Annotated in this window: 18 protein-coding genes; 7 read left to right on the forward strand and 11 right to left on the reverse strand. The window is 71.5% G+C overall.

All coding sequences use genetic code 11. The features are described 5' to 3' along the window. The 3 genes from T398_RS11220 to T398_RS11230 are packed head-to-tail and all read right to left on the reverse strand — an operon-like array spanning nt 1 to nt 3,078. Nucleotides 1–351 (reverse strand): DUF3140 domain-containing protein, encoded by a 351-nt coding sequence (locus T398_RS11220; RefSeq protein ID WP_496446430.1) that lies wholly within the window; start codon nt 349–351, stop codon nt 1–3. Then, nucleotides 351–518: a hypothetical protein gene (locus T398_RS11225; protein ID WP_496446431.1), complete on the reverse strand. Its 168-nt coding sequence runs from the start codon at nt 516–518 to the stop codon at nt 351–353. Before T398_RS11225 ends, T398_RS11220 begins: the two co-directional genes overlap by 1 nt. Before the next feature lie 16 nt (nt 519–534). Continuing rightward, on the reverse strand, nt 535–3,078 hold the full coding sequence (locus tag T398_RS11230) for an ATP-dependent Clp protease ATP-binding subunit (protein ID WP_496446433.1): 2,544 nt from the start codon (nt 3,076–3,078) through the stop codon (nt 535–537). Nucleotides 3,079–3,205: 127 nt separating this feature from the next. Between T398_RS11230 and T398_RS11235 the strand changes: the two genes are divergently transcribed. The 5 genes from T398_RS11235 to T398_RS11255 all read left to right on the forward strand — a co-directional run bounded on the left by T398_RS11235 (nt 3,206) and on the right by T398_RS11255 (nt 8,244). Continuing rightward, on the forward strand, nt 3,206–3,586 hold the full coding sequence (locus tag T398_RS11235; protein WP_496446434.1) for a hypothetical protein: 381 nt from the start codon (nt 3,206–3,208) through the stop codon (nt 3,584–3,586). A 147-nt stretch (nt 3,587–3,733) separates the two neighbouring features. Then, nucleotides 3,734–3,994, forward strand: a complete 261-nt coding sequence (locus T398_RS11240; protein ID WP_496446436.1) for a hypothetical protein — start codon at nt 3,734–3,736, stop codon at nt 3,992–3,994. Nucleotides 3,995–4,002: 8 nt separating this feature from the next. Beyond that, nucleotides 4,003–4,917 (forward strand): hypothetical protein, encoded by a 915-nt coding sequence (locus tag T398_RS11245; RefSeq protein WP_496446437.1) that lies wholly within the window; start codon nt 4,003–4,005, stop codon nt 4,915–4,917. Beyond that, complete coding sequence (locus T398_RS11250) at nt 4,910–7,582, forward strand: FtsK/SpoIIIE domain-containing protein (protein ID WP_496446439.1); 2,673 nt, start codon at nt 4,910–4,912, stop codon at nt 7,580–7,582. Before T398_RS11245 ends, T398_RS11250 begins: the two co-directional genes overlap by 8 nt. After that, entirely contained in the window at nt 7,579–8,244 is a 666-nt protein-coding gene (locus tag T398_RS11255) for a hypothetical protein (RefSeq protein ID WP_496446441.1), read from the forward strand. Before T398_RS11250 ends, T398_RS11255 begins: the two co-directional genes overlap by 4 nt. Before the next feature lie 20 nt (nt 8,245–8,264). Here T398_RS11255 and T398_RS11260 read toward each other — a convergent pair whose 3' ends face one another. The 4 genes from T398_RS11260 to T398_RS11275 form a co-directional block, all read right to left on the reverse strand. Next, complete coding sequence (locus T398_RS11260; RefSeq protein ID WP_496446442.1) at nt 8,265–9,599, reverse strand: cupin domain-containing protein; 1,335 nt, start codon at nt 9,597–9,599, stop codon at nt 8,265–8,267. 8 nt (nt 9,600–9,607) lie between these two features. Next, complete coding sequence (locus T398_RS11265) at nt 9,608–9,790, reverse strand: hypothetical protein (RefSeq protein WP_029127764.1); 183 nt, start codon at nt 9,788–9,790, stop codon at nt 9,608–9,610. A gap of 444 nt (nt 9,791–10,234) precedes the next feature. Then, entirely contained in the window at nt 10,235–10,633 is a 399-nt protein-coding gene (locus tag T398_RS11270) for a TraR/DksA family transcriptional regulator (RefSeq protein ID WP_496446444.1), read from the reverse strand. A gap of 210 nt (nt 10,634–10,843) precedes the next feature. Next, the gene (locus tag T398_RS11275) at nt 10,844–11,338 is read right to left on the reverse strand and encodes a winged helix-turn-helix domain-containing protein (RefSeq protein WP_496446446.1); all 495 of its coding nucleotides are present in this window, start codon (nt 11,336–11,338) and stop codon (nt 10,844–10,846) included. Between the two features lie 386 nt (nt 11,339–11,724). On the opposite strand from T398_RS11275, the gene T398_RS11280 reads away from it, so the two are divergent. Beyond that, the gene (locus T398_RS11280) at nt 11,725–12,672 is read left to right on the forward strand and encodes a DUF3500 domain-containing protein (protein ID WP_496446448.1); all 948 of its coding nucleotides are present in this window, start codon (nt 11,725–11,727) and stop codon (nt 12,670–12,672) included. 65 nt (nt 12,673–12,737) lie between these two features. Here T398_RS11280 and T398_RS11285 read toward each other — a convergent pair whose 3' ends face one another. Next, nucleotides 12,738–13,478 (reverse strand): GAF and ANTAR domain-containing protein, encoded by a 741-nt coding sequence (locus T398_RS11285; protein ID WP_496446626.1) that lies wholly within the window; start codon nt 13,476–13,478, stop codon nt 12,738–12,740. Between the two features lie 170 nt (nt 13,479–13,648). Further along, complete coding sequence (gene secA2 / locus T398_RS11290) at nt 13,649–15,940, reverse strand: accessory Sec system translocase SecA2 (RefSeq protein WP_496446449.1); 2,292 nt, start codon at nt 15,938–15,940, stop codon at nt 13,649–13,651. A 244-nt stretch (nt 15,941–16,184) separates the two neighbouring features. On the opposite strand from secA2, the gene ctaD reads away from it, so the two are divergent. Continuing rightward, nucleotides 16,185–18,182, forward strand: coding sequence for an aa3-type cytochrome oxidase subunit I (ctaD, locus tag T398_RS11295; protein WP_496446451.1), 1,998 nt, complete (start codon nt 16,185–16,187; stop codon nt 18,180–18,182). A gap of 44 nt (nt 18,183–18,226) precedes the next feature. On the opposite strand, the gene T398_RS11300 is transcribed toward ctaD, so the two are convergent. Both T398_RS11300 and T398_RS11305 read right to left on the reverse strand, forming a co-directional pair. After that, complete coding sequence (locus T398_RS11300; protein WP_026322267.1) at nt 18,227–19,081, reverse strand: SigB/SigF/SigG family RNA polymerase sigma factor; 855 nt, start codon at nt 19,079–19,081, stop codon at nt 18,227–18,229. 207 nt (nt 19,082–19,288) lie between these two features. Beyond that, complete coding sequence (locus T398_RS11305; RefSeq protein ID WP_496446628.1) at nt 19,289–20,683, reverse strand: hypothetical protein; 1,395 nt, start codon at nt 20,681–20,683, stop codon at nt 19,289–19,291. Nucleotides 20,684–20,760 lie beyond the last annotated feature (77 nt).

Below are 20,760 nucleotides of genomic sequence, written 5' to 3' on the forward strand. Positions count from 1 at the left end.
TCAGCGTTCCACCAGGACGTCGTGGCCCAAATCCAGCAGGGCATGCCGCCACTGGTCATCGGCGTTGCCGCGCGCGGGCTTCGCCGCCAGCAGGTTCTCGATCTCGTCGACCGTGTCCCGCATCGTCTCGATGTCGTCCCGGGTCAGGTCCACCTTGCGTTTGGTGAGCACCCGCAGGATGCGCCGGCCCGGCTCGGGCAGGCCGAGGTCGGGGTCCGGGCCGAACGTCTCCTCGCCGGAGCCCCGGGTGAGCAGCCACTGCCGCAGCTTCTCGGACGGCACGTTGACCCGCTCGTGGAAGCCCTCCCAGAGCTCCTCCACCTGCGGATCGAGCCGCTGCTCGCGTACCATCAGCCCTCCTCTCGCCGGCCGTCGGTCGCCGCCGGGTCCGGCTCGCCGGTCCCGACCTGCCCCGGGCCCTCAGGTGGCACCTGCACCCGGGCGGGGTTCGCGGTCGGTGCGGCGACGATCGGCTCGGTCCGTTCGGTGTTGTCCTGGTTCTCATCGGGTACGGTCATCTCCGCCTCCCGGCGCTCAACGGGGATGCGTGGTGGTAGCCGCGGTGTAGCCGCCGTCCTCGGCGACATCGATGGTGAGCTCGCCGTCACGGGCGTCCACAACCACCCGTTGACCCGGCGACACCGCGGACTCCAGCAGCATCCGGGACAACTGGTTGTCCAACTCGCGCTGAATGACCCGCCGCAGCGGGCGGGCCCCGAACTCGGGCTGGTAGCCGTGCTCGGCGAGCCAGTCAATGCCGGCGCTGGTGATCTCGACGTCGACATCCTGCGCGTGCAACCGACGGCGGGTCTCCGCCAACAGCAGCTCGGTAATCTGCCGCAGTTGCTCCGCCTCCAGCCGGCGGAAGATGATGATCTCATCGATGCGGTTCAGGAACTCTGGACGGAAGTTCTCCTGGAGTCGGCGCAACAGGCGGTCGCGGAGTTCGTCGTTCTCCCCACCGGCCGCCCCGGTGCCGAAGCCGACTGCCCGCTGGGTGCCGGTAATCAGCTCCGAGCCGAGGTTACTCGTCATGATCAAAACGGTGTTCTTGAAATTCACCGTCCGGCCCTGGCTGTCGGTGAGCCGGCCGTCGTCGAGCACCTGGAGCAGGATGTTGAACACATCCGGGTGCGCCTTCTCGATCTCGTCCAGCAGCACCACCGCGTACGGGCGGCGCCGCACCGCCTCGGTGAGCTGCCCGGCCTCCTCGTATCCGACGTAGCCGGGCGGTGCGCCGACCAACCGGCTGACCGTGTGCCGCTCCTGGAATTCGCTCATGTCGACCCGTACCATCCGGTCGGCCTCGCCGAACAACGCCTCGGCAAGCGCCCGGGCCAACTCGGTCTTGCCGACGCCGGTGGGGCCGAGGAAGAGGAAGCTACCCATCGGCCGGTCCGGGTCCGCCAACCCGGTCCGCGAACGGCGCACCGCCTCGGAGACCGCGTTGACCGCGTCGTCCTGACCCACGACCTTCTCGTGTAGGTGCCCCTCCAGCCGCAGTAGCCGATCCCGTTCCTCCTCGGTGAGCTGCGCAACAGGGATGCCGGTGGCCCGGGAGACCACCTCGGCGATCTCGTGCGGCCCCACCTGCGGCACGTGGTTGGCGCTACCCTCGTCGCCGCGAACCCGGCGGATCTGGGCCTCCAGGTCGGCGATCTGGTCGCGCAACGTGGAGGCCTTCTCGTACTGCTCGTCGGCGACGGCCTGCTCCTTGTCGCGGCGTACCTCGTCGAGCTGGGTCTCCAACTCACGTACGTCCGAGTCCGGGGTACGGGTGCGCAGCCGGACTCGCGCGCCCGCCTGGTCGATCAGGTCGATCGCCTTGTCCGGCAGGTAGCGGTCGGTGACGTAGCGATCGGAGAGCTCCGCGGCGACGACCAGCGCCTCGTCGGTGAAGCGGACCTGGTGGTGCGCCTCGTAGCGGTCGCGAAGGCCACGCAGGATGGCCACCGTGTCGTCGACTCCCGGCTCGGGCACGAAGACCGGCTGGAAGCGGCGGGCCAGCGCGGCGTCCTTCTCGATGGTCCGGCGATACTCGTCCAGCGTGGTTGCGCCGATCACCCGCAGCTCACCGCGGGCCAGCGCCGGCTTGAGCATGTTGGACGCGTCCATTCCGCCCTCGCTGCCGGCCCCACCCGCCCCGACCAGGGTGTGAATCTCGTCGAGGAAGACGATCAGCTTTTCGCGATGGGCCCGGATCTCGTCAATGACCTTCTTCAGCCGCTCCTCGAAGTCACCCCGGTAGCGGGTACCGGCGACCAGGCCGGCCAGGTCGAGTTGGATGACCCGCTTGCCGAGCAGGGTCTGCGGCACGTCGCCGTCGCAGATCCGCTCCGCGAGCCCCTCCACGATGGCGGTCTTGCCGACACCGGCCTCACCGATCAGCACCGGGTTGTTCTTGGTCCGCCGGGACAGAATCTCGACTGCCTGCTCGATCTCGTCGGCCCGGCCGATGACCGGGTCGATCTGATCGTTCTGGGCGAGCTCGGTGAGATCCTGCCCGTACTGGTCGAGGGTGGGGGTGCCCCGATCCGGCCGCGGCCCAGTGGTCGGGCCCCGGTCAGCACTCGCCGCCTGCAACGACTCCGGCTGGATCCGGCCGGCGGCGAGCATCCGGCCGGCGGGCGACTCCGGGTTCAGCGGCAACGCCATCAGGATGTGCTCCGGCCCGATGTAGTTGGCGCTCATGGCGCGGGACAGCTGGTGGGCATCGAGCAGTGCCCGCTTGGCGGCGGGGGTGAGGGACAGGTTCGGCGGGACCTCGCCCCCGGGCGCCCCCTCGCCCCGGCCGCCAAGCGCGTTGAGCAGGGTGTCGGGTTCGGCACCGGCTCTTTTGACCAGCTCGCGCAGGGACTGCCGTTGCAGCGCCGCCCAGAGCAGGTGGTCGGTGTCCAGGTCGGTGCTGTGCCGCTCAGCCGCCCGACGTGCGGCGTCGGCGAGCATCTCCCGCGCGTCGGCGGTCATCAGCCGGGTAATGTCGACCCGGTGCGCGGGTCGGCGCCCACCCTCGCTCCGGCCGAAGTACCGGGCCAGGAACTCGTCCCATGGGTCGGAGCCGAAGTCGCCGGGTCCCATATCTGTCTCCTCCGCTGCTCGGCGCGGCACGGTCGCCAGGGGCTACCCGGCAGTCGTCTGGACAAACTCCGCCGGCTGGCCACCAGGGTTGCCCGGACGCGGGTGGACCGGGTGGCAGGCTGGCGGCATGAACGGGACACCGCTGCTGATCGTGGACGCCGCCAATGTGGTGGGCTCCCGGCCGGACGGCTGGTGGCGGGACCGGGTCGGGGCGACCACCCGACTGCGGGACAGCCTCACCGGCCTGCCCGATTCCGGGGTACCACCGGAGCTGCCGCCCCCGGTCGAGGTGGTGCTGGTGGTTGAGGGTGCGGCGCGCGGGGTGCCGCCGGTGCCGGGGGTACGGGTGGTGGCGGCCCAGCAGTCCGGCGACGACGCGGTGGTGGACCTGGTCACCGCCGACCCGCAGCGCCGCCGGGTCGTCATCACCGCCGACCGGGAGCTGCGAGAACGCGTGCTCCGGCGGGGCGCCGAGGTACGTGGGCCACGCTGGTTGACCGGCCACTGAGCGCATCCCCGCGCATCCGGGTGGTCGGCCTCCCCGCGCTTCTGGGTGACAACCACTCAGGGGGGCTGAATACTGGCGGGGAGGATGTTCTCTCCTGGTGCCGATAGGCTCTAATGGAGGCCTCCCCTTGCCCCAGGAGGTTCCGTCGTGGCGAGCGTCGCCGAGCTCAAGGCAGCCATCGATGTCGCGCTCCAACAGATCGGTGACGGCCAGAAGGCTGTGCACGCTGCCGGTGAGCAGCTGGCCGAGGCGCAGCAGACGCTGGCCGGCGCGTTGGAGGGCAGCGGACACGAAACGGTGGAGGCGGCCCAGGCCTCGCTGACCCAGGCCGGGCAGGAGTTGGAGGAGTGCCTGGCGGCCACACTCGTCGCGGTCGAGCAGGCCCAGCTGTACGTCGCGACCCTCTGAGCGCCGCCGTGTCCATCGTCGAAGATCTCGGCGCGCAGGTGCGTGCCGCCAGCGATCACCTGCCGCTCGGCCAACTCGCCGAGGCGCTCGACCGGTTCGGGCTGGCCGCCGAGCGGCTGCGCTGGGTACGCCAGGAGTCCGCCAACCCGATGGGGGTGCCGGAGCTGTCCAGCGCCGTCGAACACGCCGAGTCCGCCGGCTACGCGCTGCGCGTCGCCCAGGAGCAGCTGACGGCGTACCTGGCCATGATCGGGCTGGCGGCCGACGACTCACCCGCCACCCGTACCGCCCCCGACCGGCAACCGGCACACGATGCTCCCCGTGGTGCCACGCCACCGACGACGGCCACTGTCCCGCCGAGCCCGACCGCCGCACCCCGCTGGTGGGCAGTCCGGGTTACCGAGCTGACCGGTGGCAGCGGCGGGTCGGAGCCACCGGATGGGGCGATCGCCGACTCCGGCGAGCTGCTGCGCCGAGTCGTCCAGGAGGTCCGCGCCGGCGACCGGGAACGACTCCGCGCCGAGCTGGGCCGCGCCCACGCCGACGTGGGGTTGGGGTTGGCCGCACTGGCCCCTCCCCTGCTGCGGGAACTGGCCGGGGAGTTCCTTGGGCACCCGCCCCGGGCCGAGGACCTGCCGCGGCTCCGCCAAGTCCTGGCCAGCCGGACCCGCGACCTACTGCCGGGCCTGCCCGCGCCGGTGGTGGAGACACTGTTGGCCCGGGTCTGCCGGATGCCGCCGCCGCGCCGGGAGGACGCCGAACAGCCACACGCTGCCGACCCGGCGGTCACCGCCGGGGTGCTGACCGGCGTCCTGCTCGACCGGCTCGGCCGCGAGCTACGCAGTGACCGGCTCCCGGCCGAGAGCCGGAGCGGGGCGACCACCCCGGGGCGCCCCGTGTCTCGACGAGGCGCCGATGGCTGACCGGCGGGCGCAGCTCGCGGCCCGGGTCCGGCAAACCCTCGGCGAGGCCCTCGGCGCGACACGGACCCGGCTGGCCGCGGCGCAGACCGAACTGGCCGCCGAACAAGGCCGACTCGACCGGGTCCGCCAGGCCGCCGCCGCAGTGCCCGCACGGGTCGGCGCCGAGCGAGACCGGCGCCTCGCCGAGATCGACTCCCAACACTCGGCCCGGATCGCCGAGCTGTCCCGGCGGGCGGCGGACGCGGCCCGCCGCGAGGCCCCGGGCGCGGCCACCACCGACTGGCCACAGTGGCACCCAACCCCCGCCCGCCGGACGGAGCTGCCCGGCCCACTACGGGTCGGCACGCTCGCCGTCCCGGACGGGGAGTCGGTGCCCGCGCTGGTGCCGCTACTCGACGCCGGGCACGTCGAGCTGACCGGCAGCGACCGGGTGGCGGGCGAGGCGGTGGTGGCCACGCTACTGCTCCGGGCGGTAGGCCGGGCCGACCCAGGCGCGGTCCGGTTGACCGGGTACGACCCGGAGCACCTCGGGGGCGGCCTGGCGGGTTTCGCGCCGCTGGGCACCGCCGGGCTGCTGACCTTCGTCGGACCAGGCGGGCTGAGCCGGCTCCTCGATGACCTCGTCGAGGAGATCCACCGGATCAACTCCACCGTTTTGGCAGGCGAGCACCGGTCCCTGCGTGAGCTGGCCACCGCCACCGGTCGGCGGCCAGAGCCGTGGCGGGTGGCGGTACTGCTCGGCGGGGAGGAGCCGTCCCGGCACGTACGCGGCCAACTCGATCGGGTGGTCCGCACCGGCGCGGCGTGCGGCGTGCACCTGGTGGTACGCGGCCTGACCCTGCCGGAGGACGCCCCCGTGGCCCGGATCCGCGTCGAACCGGGCCAGGTCGAGCTTGCCGGCGCACCGCCCATCACGCTCGACCCGGCGCCCCCGGCGCCCCTGATTACCGAGACCTGCCGGGGCGTCGCTGCCCGGGTCAACGCCGGCCCGGAACCGACGCCCTTCAACGATCTGCTACCACCGCCGGAGCAGATGTGGCGGGAGGACTCGGCGGCCGGCCTGATCGCGCCGATCGGCGAGGGAACGGACGGCCAACCGGCGCTGGTCACTATCGGTGACTATCCGCCGCACGCGCTGATCGGTGGCCCATCTGGCACCGGCAAGACAAACCTGATCTTCGCCTGGATCGGTGCGCTCGCCGCCCGCTACTCCCCGGCCGAGTTGGAGCTCTACCTGCTCGATTTCAAGGAGGGCGTCTCTTTCGCTCGGTTTGCGCAGGGTCGCCGCGACCCGAGCTGGCTGCCGCACGTTCGGCTGGTCGGCATCAACGTCAACACGGACCGGGAGTTCGGTCTGGCCCTGCTTCGCTTCCTCGCCGAAGAGCTACGCCGGCGCGCTGACGCGGCGAAAGAGTACGAGGTCACGAAGCTCGCCGAACTGCGCGCGGTGGACCCAGCCGGGCGCTGGCCGCGGATCGTCGCCGTGGTCGACGAATTCCAGATGCTGCTCGCCGGCCGCGACGCGGTCGCCCGGGAGGCCGCCGATCTCCTGGAGGACCTGGCCCGGCGCGGCCGCTCGCAGGGCATCCACCTGGTCCTCGCCTCGCAGGACGTCCGGGGAATCGAGGCGCTGTGGGGGCGGCCAGCCCTGGTCTCCCAGTTCACCCTCCGCATCGCCCTACCCAAGGCGCTCCGGATCCTCGCCGAGCGCAACGACGCCGCGCAGTCACTACCCCGCCACCACGCCGTGGTCAACGCCGAGTCGGGACTGGCCGAGGGGAACATGGTCGCCCGGATACCGTCGGCGAGCGACTGGGAGACGTGGAGCGAGCTGCAGCACCGACTCTGGCGGATGCGCCCGCCAGACGTCGCCCCGGCGCGGCTCTTCGATGGTGACGCGATCCCCCGGTTGACCGATGCCCCGGACTACCAGGCGCTCTGCGCACCGGAGACCGGGACGCCGCGAGCCCCGACGGCGTTACTCGGCGAAATCATCGACGTGCAGGCCCGCTCGGCAACGCTTCGGCTGCCGCGCGCGCCCGGGCGTAACCTCGCCGTGCTGGGCACCCGCGTTGACGAGGCGTGCGCCGTACTCGCCGCGGCTGGGCGGTCACTCGCCCGTCAGCACCGTCCCGGAACGGCGCGGTTCTCCATCGCCTGTCTGGACCCGGACGCCGACGCCGCCGCCCGGTCCCTCTACACCGACCTCGCCGACGATGCCGCCTGGTACGACGAGGAGAACGTAACCGAGCTGATGGCCGAGACCATCGCCGGGCTGGGCACACCCGGCGTCGGTGCCCCCCACTACCTACTGCTGTTCGCCGTTGACGCGGCGGCCGGCGCGCTCGCCGCCCGGGTTGGCGGCCAGACCGGGCTGGAGCAACTACGCCGCGTCCTGCATGACGGGCCGGAGCGGCGGACGCATGTGCTGGCCTGGTGGCGGGGAGTCGCCCGGATGCGGGCCGACCTCGGCGGACCGGCCGCCCGCACGGACCAGATCGGCGCCTGGGTGGCGCTCGACACGCACGGTGGGGAACTGGGCGCCTCGCTCTACCCCGGCACCGGCGGGCCGGACTGGTACCCCCGCCCATGGCGGGGCCTCTTCTTCGACCGGGCGGTGCACCGCACCGGGCAGACCATCATCCCGTACAGGCACCAGCGGTGAGGCAGCCGGTGCCGAGCGAGTCGTACCCGGCGCAGGTGCGACGACTGGCCGACCTGACCGAGCAGGTGTCGGCGCAGCGGGCCGAGGCACACACCTGGTACGAGCAACAGTGTGCGGCCGCCCGGCGGGCCGTGGCGAATGCCGAGGACCAGGTCCGGCACGCGGAACAGGAGGTGACGGCGGCACGCCGGCTGCAGGAACGGGTCGAGGCGGAGGTCCGGCTGTTGTGGCAGGAGCTACGCGGGCGGTTTCGGTCGGCGGGCCGCCAGCTGGACGGGCCCCCCGGCCCGGTCACCGGCGTCGCCGGGAATCCCCTACCGATGCTGGCCGCGGTGCGGGACCTCCTGGCCCGTACCGGTCAACCCGGTGAGCTGCCCGGATCCGTCAATCCGCTGCTGGTCGGCTGCGGATTCGGCGGTGCGCTGTTCACGTACGCCCTGGGCACCGTCGCCCGGACGGCCGGCGACCGGTACGGCGGGGACCTGGCGGTCGGGCTGCCGGTGCTGGCGCTGGTCGTGACCTTGCTCGGCCCGCTGGCCGGCCTGATCCCGGCGAAGATTCTCGCTGACCGGCAACACGCGGTGCTCGGCCCGCGCCCGGTGTCCGTGGTGGTGGTCGCCGGACTGCTGACGACGGGGCTCCTCCTGGCCGTTGCCCGCTGAGCCGGTCGGTCGCGGCACCGTCAGTCACCCGTCGCGCCCCCATCGGGCCGGTTCGGACAGCTGCCCTGGGCAGGTACGGCGACCGCCTCCCGGAGCAGTCGGCGCACGAGGGTAACCCGGTCGGTGTCGGCGGCCAGGCCGGGCAGGTCCCCAACCCGGCTGACCTCCCCGGAGAGCAACGCGCGCAGGGCCGGGGCGCACATCCGCGGCAGGGTGATCGTGCGGTCGAAGACCCGCAGCGTCACCCGCTCTCCCGCCGGGGTGAGCTGCCACCGCAGGCCCGGGCGGGGAATGACCCGGCTGTCCGGGCCGAGCCCTTCCAACGCGGCCGTCTGGGCAAGGGGAGACAGCGGAGCCGGCCGGGCGGCCGGCCATGCACGCTGCCGTAGCCGGGCGGCGAGCGCTGCTGGATCGACGCAGCGCAGCCAGTCCTGCAGCGCCTCCGCAGTTTCCGTCAACTCGGGCTTCACCGCCTCCGGGTCGGAGAGATCAATCCCGAATGGCAGGGTGGCCCGCAGCCGCGGCTCCTCGGCGGCGAGCGCGAGCAGTTCCTCGACCAACGTGTATCGAGTCAGCGCCCGAATGCCAACGGTCAGGTGAAGTGAGCTGCGCTCCTGGGCCTTGGCATTGTGCAACCAGCCACGGGGCAGGTACAGCACATCGCCGGGGGCGAGCAGCACGTCGAGGCTGGGGGCCCCCGGCGCGGTCGCGGAGACCTCATCTGCTCGGCCGCCCCACGGCTGCCGCTCCAGCGGATCGACAAGCACCGGCGGGTGGATTCGCCAGTGCTTCGCACCGTCGACCTGGAGGACGAAGACGTCGTGCGTGTCATAGTGGGTGGCGAATCCCTGGCTACCGGCCGGAGTCAGGTAGGCGTTGACCTGTAACGGCTGCCCGAGCGCCCAGCCGAGCTCCCGGGTGAAGTCGATGAGCGCTGGCCAGGTGCGGTGCAGACCCTGCAACACCAGGGTGGCGCCGCCGGCGTACAGGTCGAGGATCTTCTCGTCGAGAACCTGGTCGGCGATCTCGGCGCCCGCGCCCCCGCCGCCGGTGTACCGGGCCGCCGGCACCAACACGCCGTCCTGCGCCACCCGCAGGAACGGGGTGCGCAAGCCGCGCCGGCTGAGCAACTCGTCCGCGTCGGCCGGGCTGAGTAGGTCGCAGAAGCCGCTCTGGTTGGGCAACTCGTCGGCGCGCGACAGCAGCGGCGCCTGTCCCCAGTGCACGGCAGCGAACCGCGCCGGCTCGACGGAGACGCACCGGGCCAACGCCGACACCACGGTTCGCTCGGGCTCCTCGGGGGCGAACGGGGGTGCCGGGCGACCGGGGCCGCCGGGCGAGTCGAGGTACGGCACCGCGTGGTTCAGCGCGCGCTGCCGTCGGCACCACCATCATGCTGACCCGGGGTCGCCCCACCATCAGCCGGACCCTCCGCGCTGCCGTCGGCACCACCATCATGCTGACCCGGGGTCGCCCCACCATCAGCCGGACCCTCCGCGCGGCCGGCGCCGCCGGAGGTCGTCATGTCGTCGTCGTTGAGTGCCATGGGTGCTCCTCGGCTGTGCCCCGTCCGAACGCCGGGGGTCCGTCCTACGGCGGGTGTACCCCACCTCCAGCCCTCCCCCACCACACGGTAGCCGCCGCCGGACTGCGACGTTGGCGTTCGCCGGTCAACAGCCCGGGTCCGCACCCTGCCACCCGGTAGGCAGGCAGGCGGAAAGGCGGGAAGGCGGGTGGGGCTGCTCAGCTGTCGCTCCACCCCCGAGCGTCGGGCTCCCACCGGCCATCGTCGTCTCGCCGCGGTGGCCCCACCGGGCCGCGGCGTTGTCGTAGCGGGCTGACCCGGCCGGGCCGGGGCGCCCGTCGCCAACCGCGGGGCGTCCCGACGACGTGGACAACGACGCCCCGACAGCGCTCCGTTCTCGTCTGCAGCGTCATCTTCAGCCACCTCCGTCCGCTCCGGCTATGCCACCCTGGCGGCGGCGGCGCGTCAGGCCGCGCGACGCTCCCGAGTTTGTTTGCAGGTAACGCAGGTCGTCGCAGATGGAAAGATCTCCAACCGCTCTACCGGAATAGCCGCGCCACAACCCTCGCAGAAGCCGTAGGTGCCCTCTTCCAGCCGGGTCAGGGCGTGCTCGAACTGTGCCCGGCGGTCGAGGATCGTGCGCAACAGGGATTGCGCGGTATCCCGCTCCGCGGTCTTCGTGCCACTGTCGGCCTGGTCATCGCCCGCGGTGTCCCCGACCTCGACCAGGCGTAGCACCTGACTCTGCACCACAGCCTGCTCGTACTCGGCGGCTAGCTCGTCGTAGCGGGCCTGCAGGGACTGCCGGATCAGATCGGCTTCCGCCTGGGGTCGGGGCGTGTCGACCGGGTCGTGGACGAGCATTTCTGCCTGCCTTCCTGAGGGCCTTCCGGTCCACCGGACCGGTGCTGGTCGTCGCTACACGGGTTGACGACCCGTGTGTGAGCCGACCGGATACCCCGCACCGCCACGGACCAAACCGCCGCCTAACCGGCTACCCGGGCCCCCGGCCGGCAGGCAGCACCAGCGCGGGTGTGGTGGCTCCGTCAGACCAGCGCGGGTGTGGTGGCTCCGTCAACCGCTGCGGTCGATGGCCACCCGGGCATCGTCGGCGAGCCGGTAGCCGACCCCGTAGACGGTGGTGACCAGGGGGACATCCACGCCGACCTTGCCCCGCAGCCGGCGGACGTGCACGTCCACCGTGCGCACCCCGGCGTGCTCGTAGCCCCAGACCGCATTGAGTAGTTGCAGCCGCGTAAAGACCCGGCGGGGGTGGGCAACCAGGTGCAACAGCAGATCGAACTCCAGCCGGGTCAACGACAGTGGCTCGCCGTCGCGCAGCACGGACCGAGAGGAGGCGAGGATGTGCAGGGTGGGGATGGTGGGGGCGAGCGACCGGCTTGGGGAACGGCCGGCCGGGACCGGCTCCGCCCGGCGGTCCGAAAACCCGTTGCCGGTCATGGTGACCGTGCCGTCTCCACACTCCATCAGTTCTCGGGCCGCGTCCAGCAACCGCCGGGCCGCTGGATTCAGCGCCTCGTCGCTGGCCAACGGGATCGACAGGGTCACCGTGAGGACCGGGGGAACCGTGTTGGTGGGACGGCGCTGGCCTCCCGGCGGGCGACCGGGAACAGCAGGTTGGGACGAATGCCATCCGGCGCGCGACGAAGCGGGGCTGACCGACATGGTCCTCCTTGGCTGGTCCGGGTATCTCCCCAACGGCCCGGGACGCCGCTTCACCGATGCTTCCCGGCACCCGTTCGGCGGTCAAGGGGCAGCTGCGTTGCATGAATGTGACAATTGGCTTACACATCGAAGCGGGATGCTCGCTCTGCGTACGAGGTCAACTGATTACAGCAGAGCCGCTGCGAGGACCCGATCCGGGGGTCCCCACCGCGCGTTCCATTTACCATTCGGCTGCCCCACCACCCATTCCGGCGGGGTATACAGGAAAGGTGCAGGACTCGCTCTCCCAGCAGATCCGCGCCGCCGCGGCAGCGCTGCTCGCCGCCTTGGACGAGCCGGCAAGCGCCCGGGCGACCCATCGGTTCGACGACGTGAGGGCGCGGCGCTGGATCGAGTACCGGCCCCGGCCCCGGCCCGGCGTCTGCCTGGCCGACCTGCCCCGCCCTGCCCGGAAAGCCACCCATCGGCTGATGGCGAGCGCCCTAAGCCCGTCGGCCTACGCGCAGGCGGTAACGATTATCGGGCTGGAGGAGGTACTCGACCGGGCCGAGGGGTGGCGCCGCGGCCGACACAGCGACGACTACTGGGTGGCGGTTTTCGGTGACCCGATCCAGGACGAGGCGTGGGGGTGGCGGGTCGAGGGGCACCACCTGTCGATCAGCATGACCATCGTCGCCGACCAGGTCTCCCCCGCTCCGGTCTTCTTCGGGGCGAACCCGGCCGCCGTCCGGTGGGCCAGCCGGCCGGTCACCCGCCCGCTCGGCCCCGAGGAGGACCTGGGCCGGGCGTTGCTGGATGCCCTCAGCCCACAACTACGGGCGACGGCGCTCATCGCCGAGACGGCCCCCACCGACATCATCAGCGCGACCCGACCGCGCGTGGACACCCCGATGGCTCCCCTCGGAGTCTCCGCTGACCGGCTGAACCCCACCGGCCGGGCGCTGTTGGACCAACTCGTCGCCCTCTACCTGGAACGACTCCCGCCAGAGTTGGCAAACCGGGAGGCCCGTCGGCTCGCCGGGTCCCCAATGCACTTCGCCTGGGCTGGACCGAGCTGGCCGGGGCAGCGCCACTACTACCGCGTGCAGGGCGACGACCTGCTGATCGAGTACGACAACACCGCGGACGACGGCAACCATGCCCACACCGTGCTTCGCCGGCCGAGCAGTGATTTCGGCGCCGACCTGCTGGCTGCCCACCACCGGGTCGCCCACTGAGACCCACGGCGGTCCACCGGAACAGCCCCCGCCCACCACGCGGCCGTCCCTCCCCGCGGGGCTAGCTAGTTGTCGCGAGGCCGCGAAACCGTGGTGACCAACCGCTCGGCCACCTCCCGCAGCGGGATCCCGAGCGAGGACGCCGCGCTGCGCAGCACCGTCACGGCCTCCTCCGCCCGGCACCCCCGCTGGGTCATGACGACACCGATCGCCTGCCCGACAACACTCTCGCCGAGCAGTGCCACGTCGATCTGACCGGCCTCGGTCACCGTCCGCGCCCGATCCCGCACCGCGGCGAGCAGAAGGCCGGCGTGGTCGGCCACCAGCATCGCGGTCAGTTGGTGCCGGGGGGTGAGCACCTCCCCGGCTCCCGCATAGAGGGTGAGCGCGCCGATCACCTGTTCGTCGATGTCGACCGGCGCGGAGATCACGGCCGACACCCCGAGCCGACGGGCACGCCACGTCCAGTCCGGCCACCGCGTCTCGACGCTCAGTCGCTCCACAACCACCAGCTCCCGTCGCCCGATCGCCGCCATGGCCGGCGAGTCTGGGCCGTGCCGCAGGTCGTCGAGCTCGGCGAGCCGGTGATCGGAGGCCACCGCGCCGGCCGGCGCCCCCGCGCGCAGGGAGGTGAACCCACACCAGGTGACCCCCGCGACGCCGTCCCGGGCGATCCGGACGAGGACGGTCAGCGCGGCGTCGAGGTCACTCGCGCCGATCAGCCCGGCGGTCAGCTCCCGGAGCAGTCCCGCGGTCTCCAGGACGCCGAGCGTCCCCCCGACCGACTCCCGCATCTCCAGGTCCACCAGACCCACCTCCATCATGCCGTGCACTGCCCATCCCACCACCGGACCGCCGAAGGTGTCGTACCCGTCCCGACTCCGCGGCCCCGGCCTACTACCCCACGGGGAGGGGTCGAAACTACCTAAAGTGGGCGGCCTCCGGAGCCGGAGGATACCGGAACACTCCGGATGAATCAGCGGGATCCGGAGCTGAGCCGCCGCCCCACCGAGGCGATCAGCCGGTCGAGTTCCGAACCGAACGGGTTGTCGTGCACGAGGTACGTCCACGTCGCGCTCGGCCGGACCAGCTTGTCCTCGTCCGGCTCCCAGTCCTCGTCGAACTCCGTCTCGGTGAAGGTTTCGATGGTGCGCCGCTCGATCTCCGGCACCAACTCGTTGAAGGAGGGCACCGCGGCACGGTGGAACTCGTCAAGCGGGTCCAACCGGCCCAACGCCCGCAGGTGCACGCCCTCGCGGACCTCGGAGAGCTCGGCGAGATGCTCGGCCCAGAGCCGGTCCAGATGGAACAACGCGATCGACCGGGCGGCCCGGGCGAGCAGATCCTCGTCCATCTCGCCGGCCTGGTCCGAGACCTTGTCGAGCAGCATCAGTGCGGCGACATCGCTGGTCAGCAGCCGCTCACGGCGCTCCGCCAACGCCTTGCGCTGCTGCTCCACCACCACGCTGTAGCGCCAGGTATTGCGGTGGATCTCATGGTTGACCCCCTCCGCGACCCGCTGGGAGTGCTCCACGGCGTAATCCACCTGCGGGTCGGTGACCAGGCCGTCGGCGTTCATCCGCGGCGACCGCGGCACCGTGTCACCGGCGTGCCGGACCACGAGATCGTCCTGCAGACTGACAAAGAAGACCGACCCGCCCGGGTCACCCTGCCGACCGGCCCGCCCACGTAGCTGGTCGTCCACCCGACGGCTGTCGTGCCGGCCGCTGCCGATCACGTAGAGACCACCCAGCTCGGCCACCCGGTCCTGGTCCGCCTGATCGCTGCCGCCGAGCCGGATGTCGACACCCCGGCCGGCCATCTGGGTCGAGACTGTGACCGCGCCGTAGGCGCCGGCCTCGGCGATGATCGCCGCCTCCTCGTCGTCGTTCTTGGCATTCAGCACGGTGCAGGGAACATCAGCAGCGTCGAGACCGGCCGCCAGGCTTTCGGATTCCTTCACATCGAGGGTGCCGACCAGGACCGGCCGCCCCCGCTCGTGGTTGCGCCGGATCTCGTCGATCAGCGCCTCCTCCTTCTCCACCTGGGTCGCGTAGATCCGGTCCGGCTCGTCCTCGCGGACACACGGCGTGTTCGGCGGGACCACCGCCACCTCGAGATCAAAGAACTCGCGTAGCTGCTCACCGACGAGTACCGCGGTCGCCGTCATCCCGCACACGGTCGGGTAGAGCCCGATGTACGCCTGCACGGCGATCGTGCCGAGCACCTCCCCCTCGGCGGTGGCGTCGAGCCCTTCCTTGGCCTCGACCGCCGCCTGCAGCCCATCCGGCCAGCGGCGGCGCTGCGCCACCCGTCCGCGCATCTCGTCGATCAACTCGACCGTGCCGTCCCGCACGATGTAGTCCACATCGCGGTGCAGCAGGGCGTGCGCGTGCAGCGCCACATTCACCGCGGAGAGCTGGGCGACCTGCTCCTCGTCGTACAGGTCGATGCCGAGCTTGGCCTCGACGGCGCTGAGGCCGCCGGTGGTGAAGGCGACGCTGCGACCATCCTCGGCCACCGTGTAGTGCCGACCCTCGCGCAGCCCACGCATCAACGCCGCGGCGGTGTGCACCGGATCCTGCTCGCCGGGAACCGCTCCGGCGAGGACCATCGGTACTCGGGCCTCGTCGATCAGGATCGAGTCGGCCTCGTCCACGATCGCGGTACGCAGCGCCGGCTGGACCCGGTCCTCAATGTCGGTGACCAGTTGGTCGCGCAGATAGTCGAAGCCCGCCTCGCTGACCGACACGTACGTGACGTCGCAGCCGTACGCCGCGCGTCGCTGCTCCGGGGTGGACGCCTCGTTGACCCAGCCGACGGTCAGGCCGAGCAGGTCATAGACCGGCTGCATCCACTGGGCGTCCCGGCGGGCCAGATAGTCGTTGACGGTCAGTACGTGCACCGGACCGTTGCCGAGGCGGACATGCCCGTACGCGGCGACCGTCGCGGTCAGGGTCTTACCCTCACCGGTGGCCATCTCGGCGACCTTGCCGGAGAGCAACGCCATCGCGCCGAGCAGCTGCACATCGTAGGGCCGCTGGTCCAATCCGCGGTGGGCGGCCTCGCGGCCAACCGCACAGAGCTCCGCGTAGTCCTCAGCCCGGCCAGCGACCTCGGCCAGCTCGACATCGTCGAGAGCCCGTAGTTCCTCGACCCGGGTCTCGATGGCGGGCAGGAGCTTCTCCAGCGGCGCGAGATCGACTGTCGTCCCGGGGCGCTGGAGGAACCGGCGGAACCTGCTCTTCAACCGTTGCGACACACCCATGAGCGGCAACGGTACGCGACCGGACCGATCTTGAGCGGCCCGCCCGGCCCGGTGGCGGCGTCCACGAGCGCCACCGGTGGCGGACCGCCGCCGGCGGCCAGTCGGTCCGGGGCGGGAGAGGACGCTGCAGCTCCCCAGGGAACGAAAATGCCGCTCTAGCCGGAATAATCCCTCTCGCCTGGTTTCATGGTCAGAGGGGCGGGTAGCCGCGCCCGTCCCATCTGTCGTAGCGGGGTGAGGGTCCATGCCCAAGCGGGTCACCACGGAACCACGGGACCGGGGTCCGGCGATCCTGGCACCGGCGCGCTTTGGCGGCTACCCGGGCCCGCGACGGCCGGCGCTACCCGGCGGCACACTGGCCCGGTGGCTGTCCACGACCGACCACAAGCAGATCGGCCTGCTCTACCTGATCACGGCCTTCGGCTTCTTCGTGCTGGCCGGCATCGAGGCGATGCTCATCCGGGGTGAGCTGGCGCGGCCCGGGCTCCAGTTCCTCTCCCCCGAACAGTACAACCAGTTGTTCACCACCCACGCCCTCGCGATGCTGCTGCTCTTCGCCACGCCGGCGGCGCTGGGGATGGCCAACTACATCGTCCCGATCCAGGTCGGGGCGCCGGACGTCGCGTTCCCCCGCCTGAACGCCTTCGGCTACTGGCTCTTCCTCTTCGGCGGTCTGCTGCTCTTCGGTAGTTTCCTGACCCCGGGCGGATCCGCCGACTTCGGCTGGTTCGCCTACACGCCACTGAGCCAGGCCGAACACTCCCCCGGCATCGGCCCCGACATGGTGCTGGTCGGACTCGCCCTCGGCGGGGTCGGCACGATCCTCACCGCGGTCAACCTGATCACCACCATCGTCACTCTCCGCGCCCCCGGCATGACCATGTTCCGAATGCCGATCTTCACCTGGAACATGCTCTTCACCAGCATCCTGATCCTGCTGGTCTTCCCCCTGTTGGCCGCCGCGCTCTTCGCCCTGCTCGCCGACCGGCTGCTGGGGGCGCACGTCTTCGATCCGGCCACGGGTGGACCACTGCTCTGGCAGCACCTGTTCTGGTTCTGGGGCCACCCCGAGGTCTACATCATCGCGGTGCCCTTCTTCGGGATCATCACCGAGATCATCCCGGTGTTCGCCCGCAAACCCGTCTTCGGCTACACCGGGCTGGTGTTCGCCACCGGTGCCATCACCGTGCTGTCCATGGCGGTCTGGGCACACCACATGTTCGGCACCGGTCAGGTGCTACTGCCGTTCTTCAGCATCCTGAGCTACCTGATCGCCGTACCGACCGGGGTGAAATTCTTCAACTGGATCGGCTCCATGTGGAAGGGGCAGCTCACCTTCGAGACACCGATGCTCTTCTCCATCGGTTTCCTGGTCACCTTCCTGTTCGGCGGTCTCACCGGGGTGCTGCTGGCCAGCCCGCCGGTGGACTTCCACGTAACCGACAGCTACTTCGTGGTGGGGCACTTCCACTACGTGCTCTTCGGTACGGTGGTCTTCGCCTTCTTCGGCGGAATCTACTTCTGGTTCCCGAAGATGACCGGGCGGCTACTCGACGAACGACTCGGCAAGGTGCACTTCTGGACCATGTTCCTCAGCTTCCACGGCACCTTCCTGGTCCAGCACTGGCTGGGCAACGAGGGAATGCCCCGCCGGTACGTCGACTATCTGCCCGGCGATGGGTTCACCACCCTGAACACGATCTCCACCGTATCGTCGTTCGTACTCGGCGCATCCACCCTGTTCTTCATCTGGAACGCCTGGAAGTCCTGGCGGTACGGACCCGTGGTCAACGTGGACGATCCATGGGGATTCGGTAACTCCCTGGAGTGGGCGACGACCTGCCCACCGCCGCTGCGCAACTTCGACCAGATACCCCGGATCCGCTCGGAGCGCCCGGCCTTCGACGCCAAGTACGGTCCCCTCGTCGCCAACCTCGGCCGTGATCTGCCGCAACGCACCACCCGGCCGCCGCAGAAGTTCCGCGACGAGCTGCACCGAGAGCCGCACCTGCCCGAGTCGCCCAGCGCCGAGGGCGCGGTCGGCGCGCGTGAGGCGGTGGCCTACCACCCCCTGCCACAGTCCGGGGCGCGGCCGGTCGAGGTGCCGGAGCCGGAGGACGTGCGTCGACCCAGCTTCGAGGAGACCGACGGGCCCGAGGAGGCCACCGACCCCGAAACCCCGCAGGAGCCGAACGACCGATGGCGCCATCCCCGTGGACCCGGCGACAGCACCGAGAACTGAGCCGGTTCGGCGGGCGGATGGCCCGGCGGATAGCTGGCCGGCTCTCACCGAGCTCGGGGACGGCCGGTCTCCGCCTCGGTGACGCCGTTCTGCCATGGCGGCGGCGCGTCGGCGAGCATCGCCTGCCGCAGCCAGGTCAGCGCCCGGGACAGCAGCCGGGACACGTGCATCTGGGAGATGCCGAAACGGGCGGCGATCTCCGCCTGGGTCTGGTTGCCGTAGAAACGCATGGCGAGGATCCGCCGTTCCCGCCAGGGCAGCCGATGCAACAGACCACTCACCGTGACCCGATCATCCACCGACTCCAGCGCGTTGTCGGACTCACCCACCAGGTCGCCGAACTCGGCCGAGCTCTCGCCGCCGACCGGGGCGTTGAGCGACGCCGGACTGTAGCCGGCAGCCGACTCCAGCGCCGCGAGAATCTCCTCCTCCGGCGTCTCCAGCCGCGCCGCCAACTCCGCCACCGTGGGCGCCCGGGACAGCTCGCTGGTCAGCGCCGCCGTGGCCTGGCCAACCTCGAGGATGAGGTCACGCAGCCGGCGGGGCACGTGCACACCCCAGGTACGGTCCCGGAAGTGGCGCTTGATCTCACCGACGATGGTGATCGCCGCATAAGCGGTAAAGGAGCCCCGCTCCGGGTCGTACCGATCCACCGCGTTCACCAGCCCGAGCCGCGCGACCTGTTCCAGGTCCTCCAGCGGCTCGCCCCGCCCTCGATACCGACGGGCCAGTCGTCCGGCGAACGGCAGAGCGAAGCGGACCAGATCGTCCCGGGCCTCCTGGCACCGCTGGGGCGGCAACCCCTCGATCCGGGCCGCGTACGCCAGTGCTGCCGCGTCGAGGTCCTCTAGGCCTCGCTCGGTCGGTGATGGCGTACTTGTGGTGGTCTGTCCGAACATCCGCGCCTCCCTCAGGAAGGTCCCGCCCGGATTTGGCAAACCGGTCGTGCGCGTGGTGACCCCACGCACCGGGTCGGAAGTGGGTTTCGTGGCTGGGACGCCAGTGGGCGCCGGCAGGATCCGGCCGCCGCAGCCAGCGGTGTTCCCGCTCCGTAGGTACTCAATCACGGGACCCAGGGTTCGCGAGGATGTTTCGGCACGTCCGGGTCAGGAGACGAGCAGACCCTGCGGGGAGCCACCGTCGCGGAGTGCCGCAAGGGCTGCCGTAACGGTCATCGGCGACGGCGTGGGCAGGTCGTACGACTGCGCCCGCAGCACCTCGGTGGCCCGACGCGTCGGCACCGAGGTGACCGGGTATCCCCGGGCTGCCGACCGATCCAGAACCCGCCGACGGCGGCCGAAGCCGGCCACCGCCAGCCACTGGGGCAGCCCGGCGACCGCCGGCGACCGTAGCCCCGGCGGCTCCGGCAGCACGTCCACGGAGCTGAACGGCTCGCTACCGGCGAGCCACCACTCCACCCCCTCCACACTGCGCCGGGTGGCGTTCTCACACCAGTAGGGCACCATGCCGGCCCGAACCACCTGCCACGGGTCAAGCAACCGGCCGCACTCGACGATGAGACGGTTGCCGGTCTTTCCGGCCGCGCGCAACCAGTGCCGGTACAGGTCCGCCGTCAGCGCACTCAACACCGCCGGCTCGGGTACGAGTACCCGATGCGACGGATGCCGGTGCACCGAACCCCAATCCCGTACGGACTGCTCGAAGCCGGGCTCCACCCCGTGTTCGGCCGGGCGGGGCGCCCCCGCCACCGCGGGCGGGCGCCACCGCGCGCCGTCGCTTCCGGCCGCGTGGAGCACCTGCCGCAGCACGGGACTGTCTGGGTGGAAGTCCACCGGATCGAACCCACTGCGCGGAGAGCCGACCTGGAAGCTGTGCCCGGGGGCGGAGTCAACCACCGGCCAGGTACGGGCATCACAGAGCAGCAGCACCGGCGCTCCGGGCGCCAGGCACTCGGCCAGCAACTGAAGGTAGGCCGCGGGCAGCCAGCGCCAGCGCGCGGCCAGCGCGACCGTCGCCCCCGCCAGCGCGCCGCGGCTGGCGGGGCAGTGCACCTGCCGGACGTGGAGTTCGGGGTTTCCCACCAGCAACCGTGCGGCTAGCGCGGCACCATGATCGAGCGCGGCCTGCGGCCCGTCCACCGCCCCCTGCGGCCAGTGCACACTGAGTTCGAAGCCGGTGGGTAGCCACGGGATGCCGAGCGCGACCGCGAGGTGTGCCGCCGCGCCGTGCGGGGAGCCGAGCAGCATCCCGGGATAGCGGCGGCGGGGATACTGGTCGGCGAACCAACTGGCCACCTGATCGGCGTCCACCTCGGCGGCCTGCCCCACGGTCAGGGCGACCCGACCGGCGGCTCGGGCAACCGCTGCCCGCCGGACCGGTTCGGGTGCCCCGCTGAGACGAGAAATCCCTCGGGGGTGCCCCAGGTCGGCGCAGTCGGTGCCGCGCAGGGCCCGGGCGGTGGCCGCGACCAGGGTCGGGGCTGCGCTGCCGGCTGCCACGACGCGGTCGCCGGTCAGCCCGCCGGCGCGCCCCGCGCGCACCCCGTGCGCCGGCCCGGCCCTTCCTCGTTCACTAACCACGCAGCCCGGCTTCCCACCCCGATGGGGTTCAAACTGGG

The sequence above is a fragment of the Salinispora goodfellowii genome, assembly GCF_059570675.1.

Bases quoted from the DNA above. Each gene is read 5' to 3' on its own strand.
- ctaD (WP_496446451.1), top strand. From the start codon at position 16,185: ATGCCCAAGCGGGTCACCACGGAACCACGGGACCGGGGTCCGGCGATC.
- T398_RS11250 (WP_496446439.1), top strand. From the start codon at position 4,910: ATGGCTGACCGGCGGGCGCAGCTCGCGGCCCGGGTCCGGCAAACCCTC.
- T398_RS11230 (WP_496446433.1), bottom strand. From the start codon at position 3,078: ATGGGACCCGGCGACTTCGGCTCCGACCCATGGGACGAGTTCCTGGCC.
- secA2 (WP_496446449.1), bottom strand. From the start codon at position 15,940: ATGGGTGTGTCGCAACGGTTGAAGAGCAGGTTCCGCCGGTTCCTCCAG.
- T398_RS11225 (WP_496446431.1), bottom strand. From the start codon at position 518: ATGACCGTACCCGATGAGAACCAGGACAACACCGAACGGACCGAGCCG.
- T398_RS11265 (WP_029127764.1), bottom strand. From the start codon at position 9,790: ATGGCACTCAACGACGACGACATGACGACCTCCGGCGGCGCCGGCCGC.
- T398_RS11300 (WP_026322267.1), bottom strand. From the start codon at position 19,081: ATGTTCGGACAGACCACCACAAGTACGCCATCACCGACCGAGCGAGGC.
- T398_RS11220 (WP_496446430.1), bottom strand. From the start codon at position 351: ATGGTACGCGAGCAGCGGCTCGATCCGCAGGTGGAGGAGCTCTGGGAG.
- T398_RS11235 (WP_496446434.1), top strand. From the start codon at position 3,206: ATGAACGGGACACCGCTGCTGATCGTGGACGCCGCCAATGTGGTGGGC.
- T398_RS11270 (WP_496446444.1), bottom strand. From the start codon at position 10,633: ATGCTCGTCCACGACCCGGTCGACACGCCCCGACCCCAGGCGGAAGCC.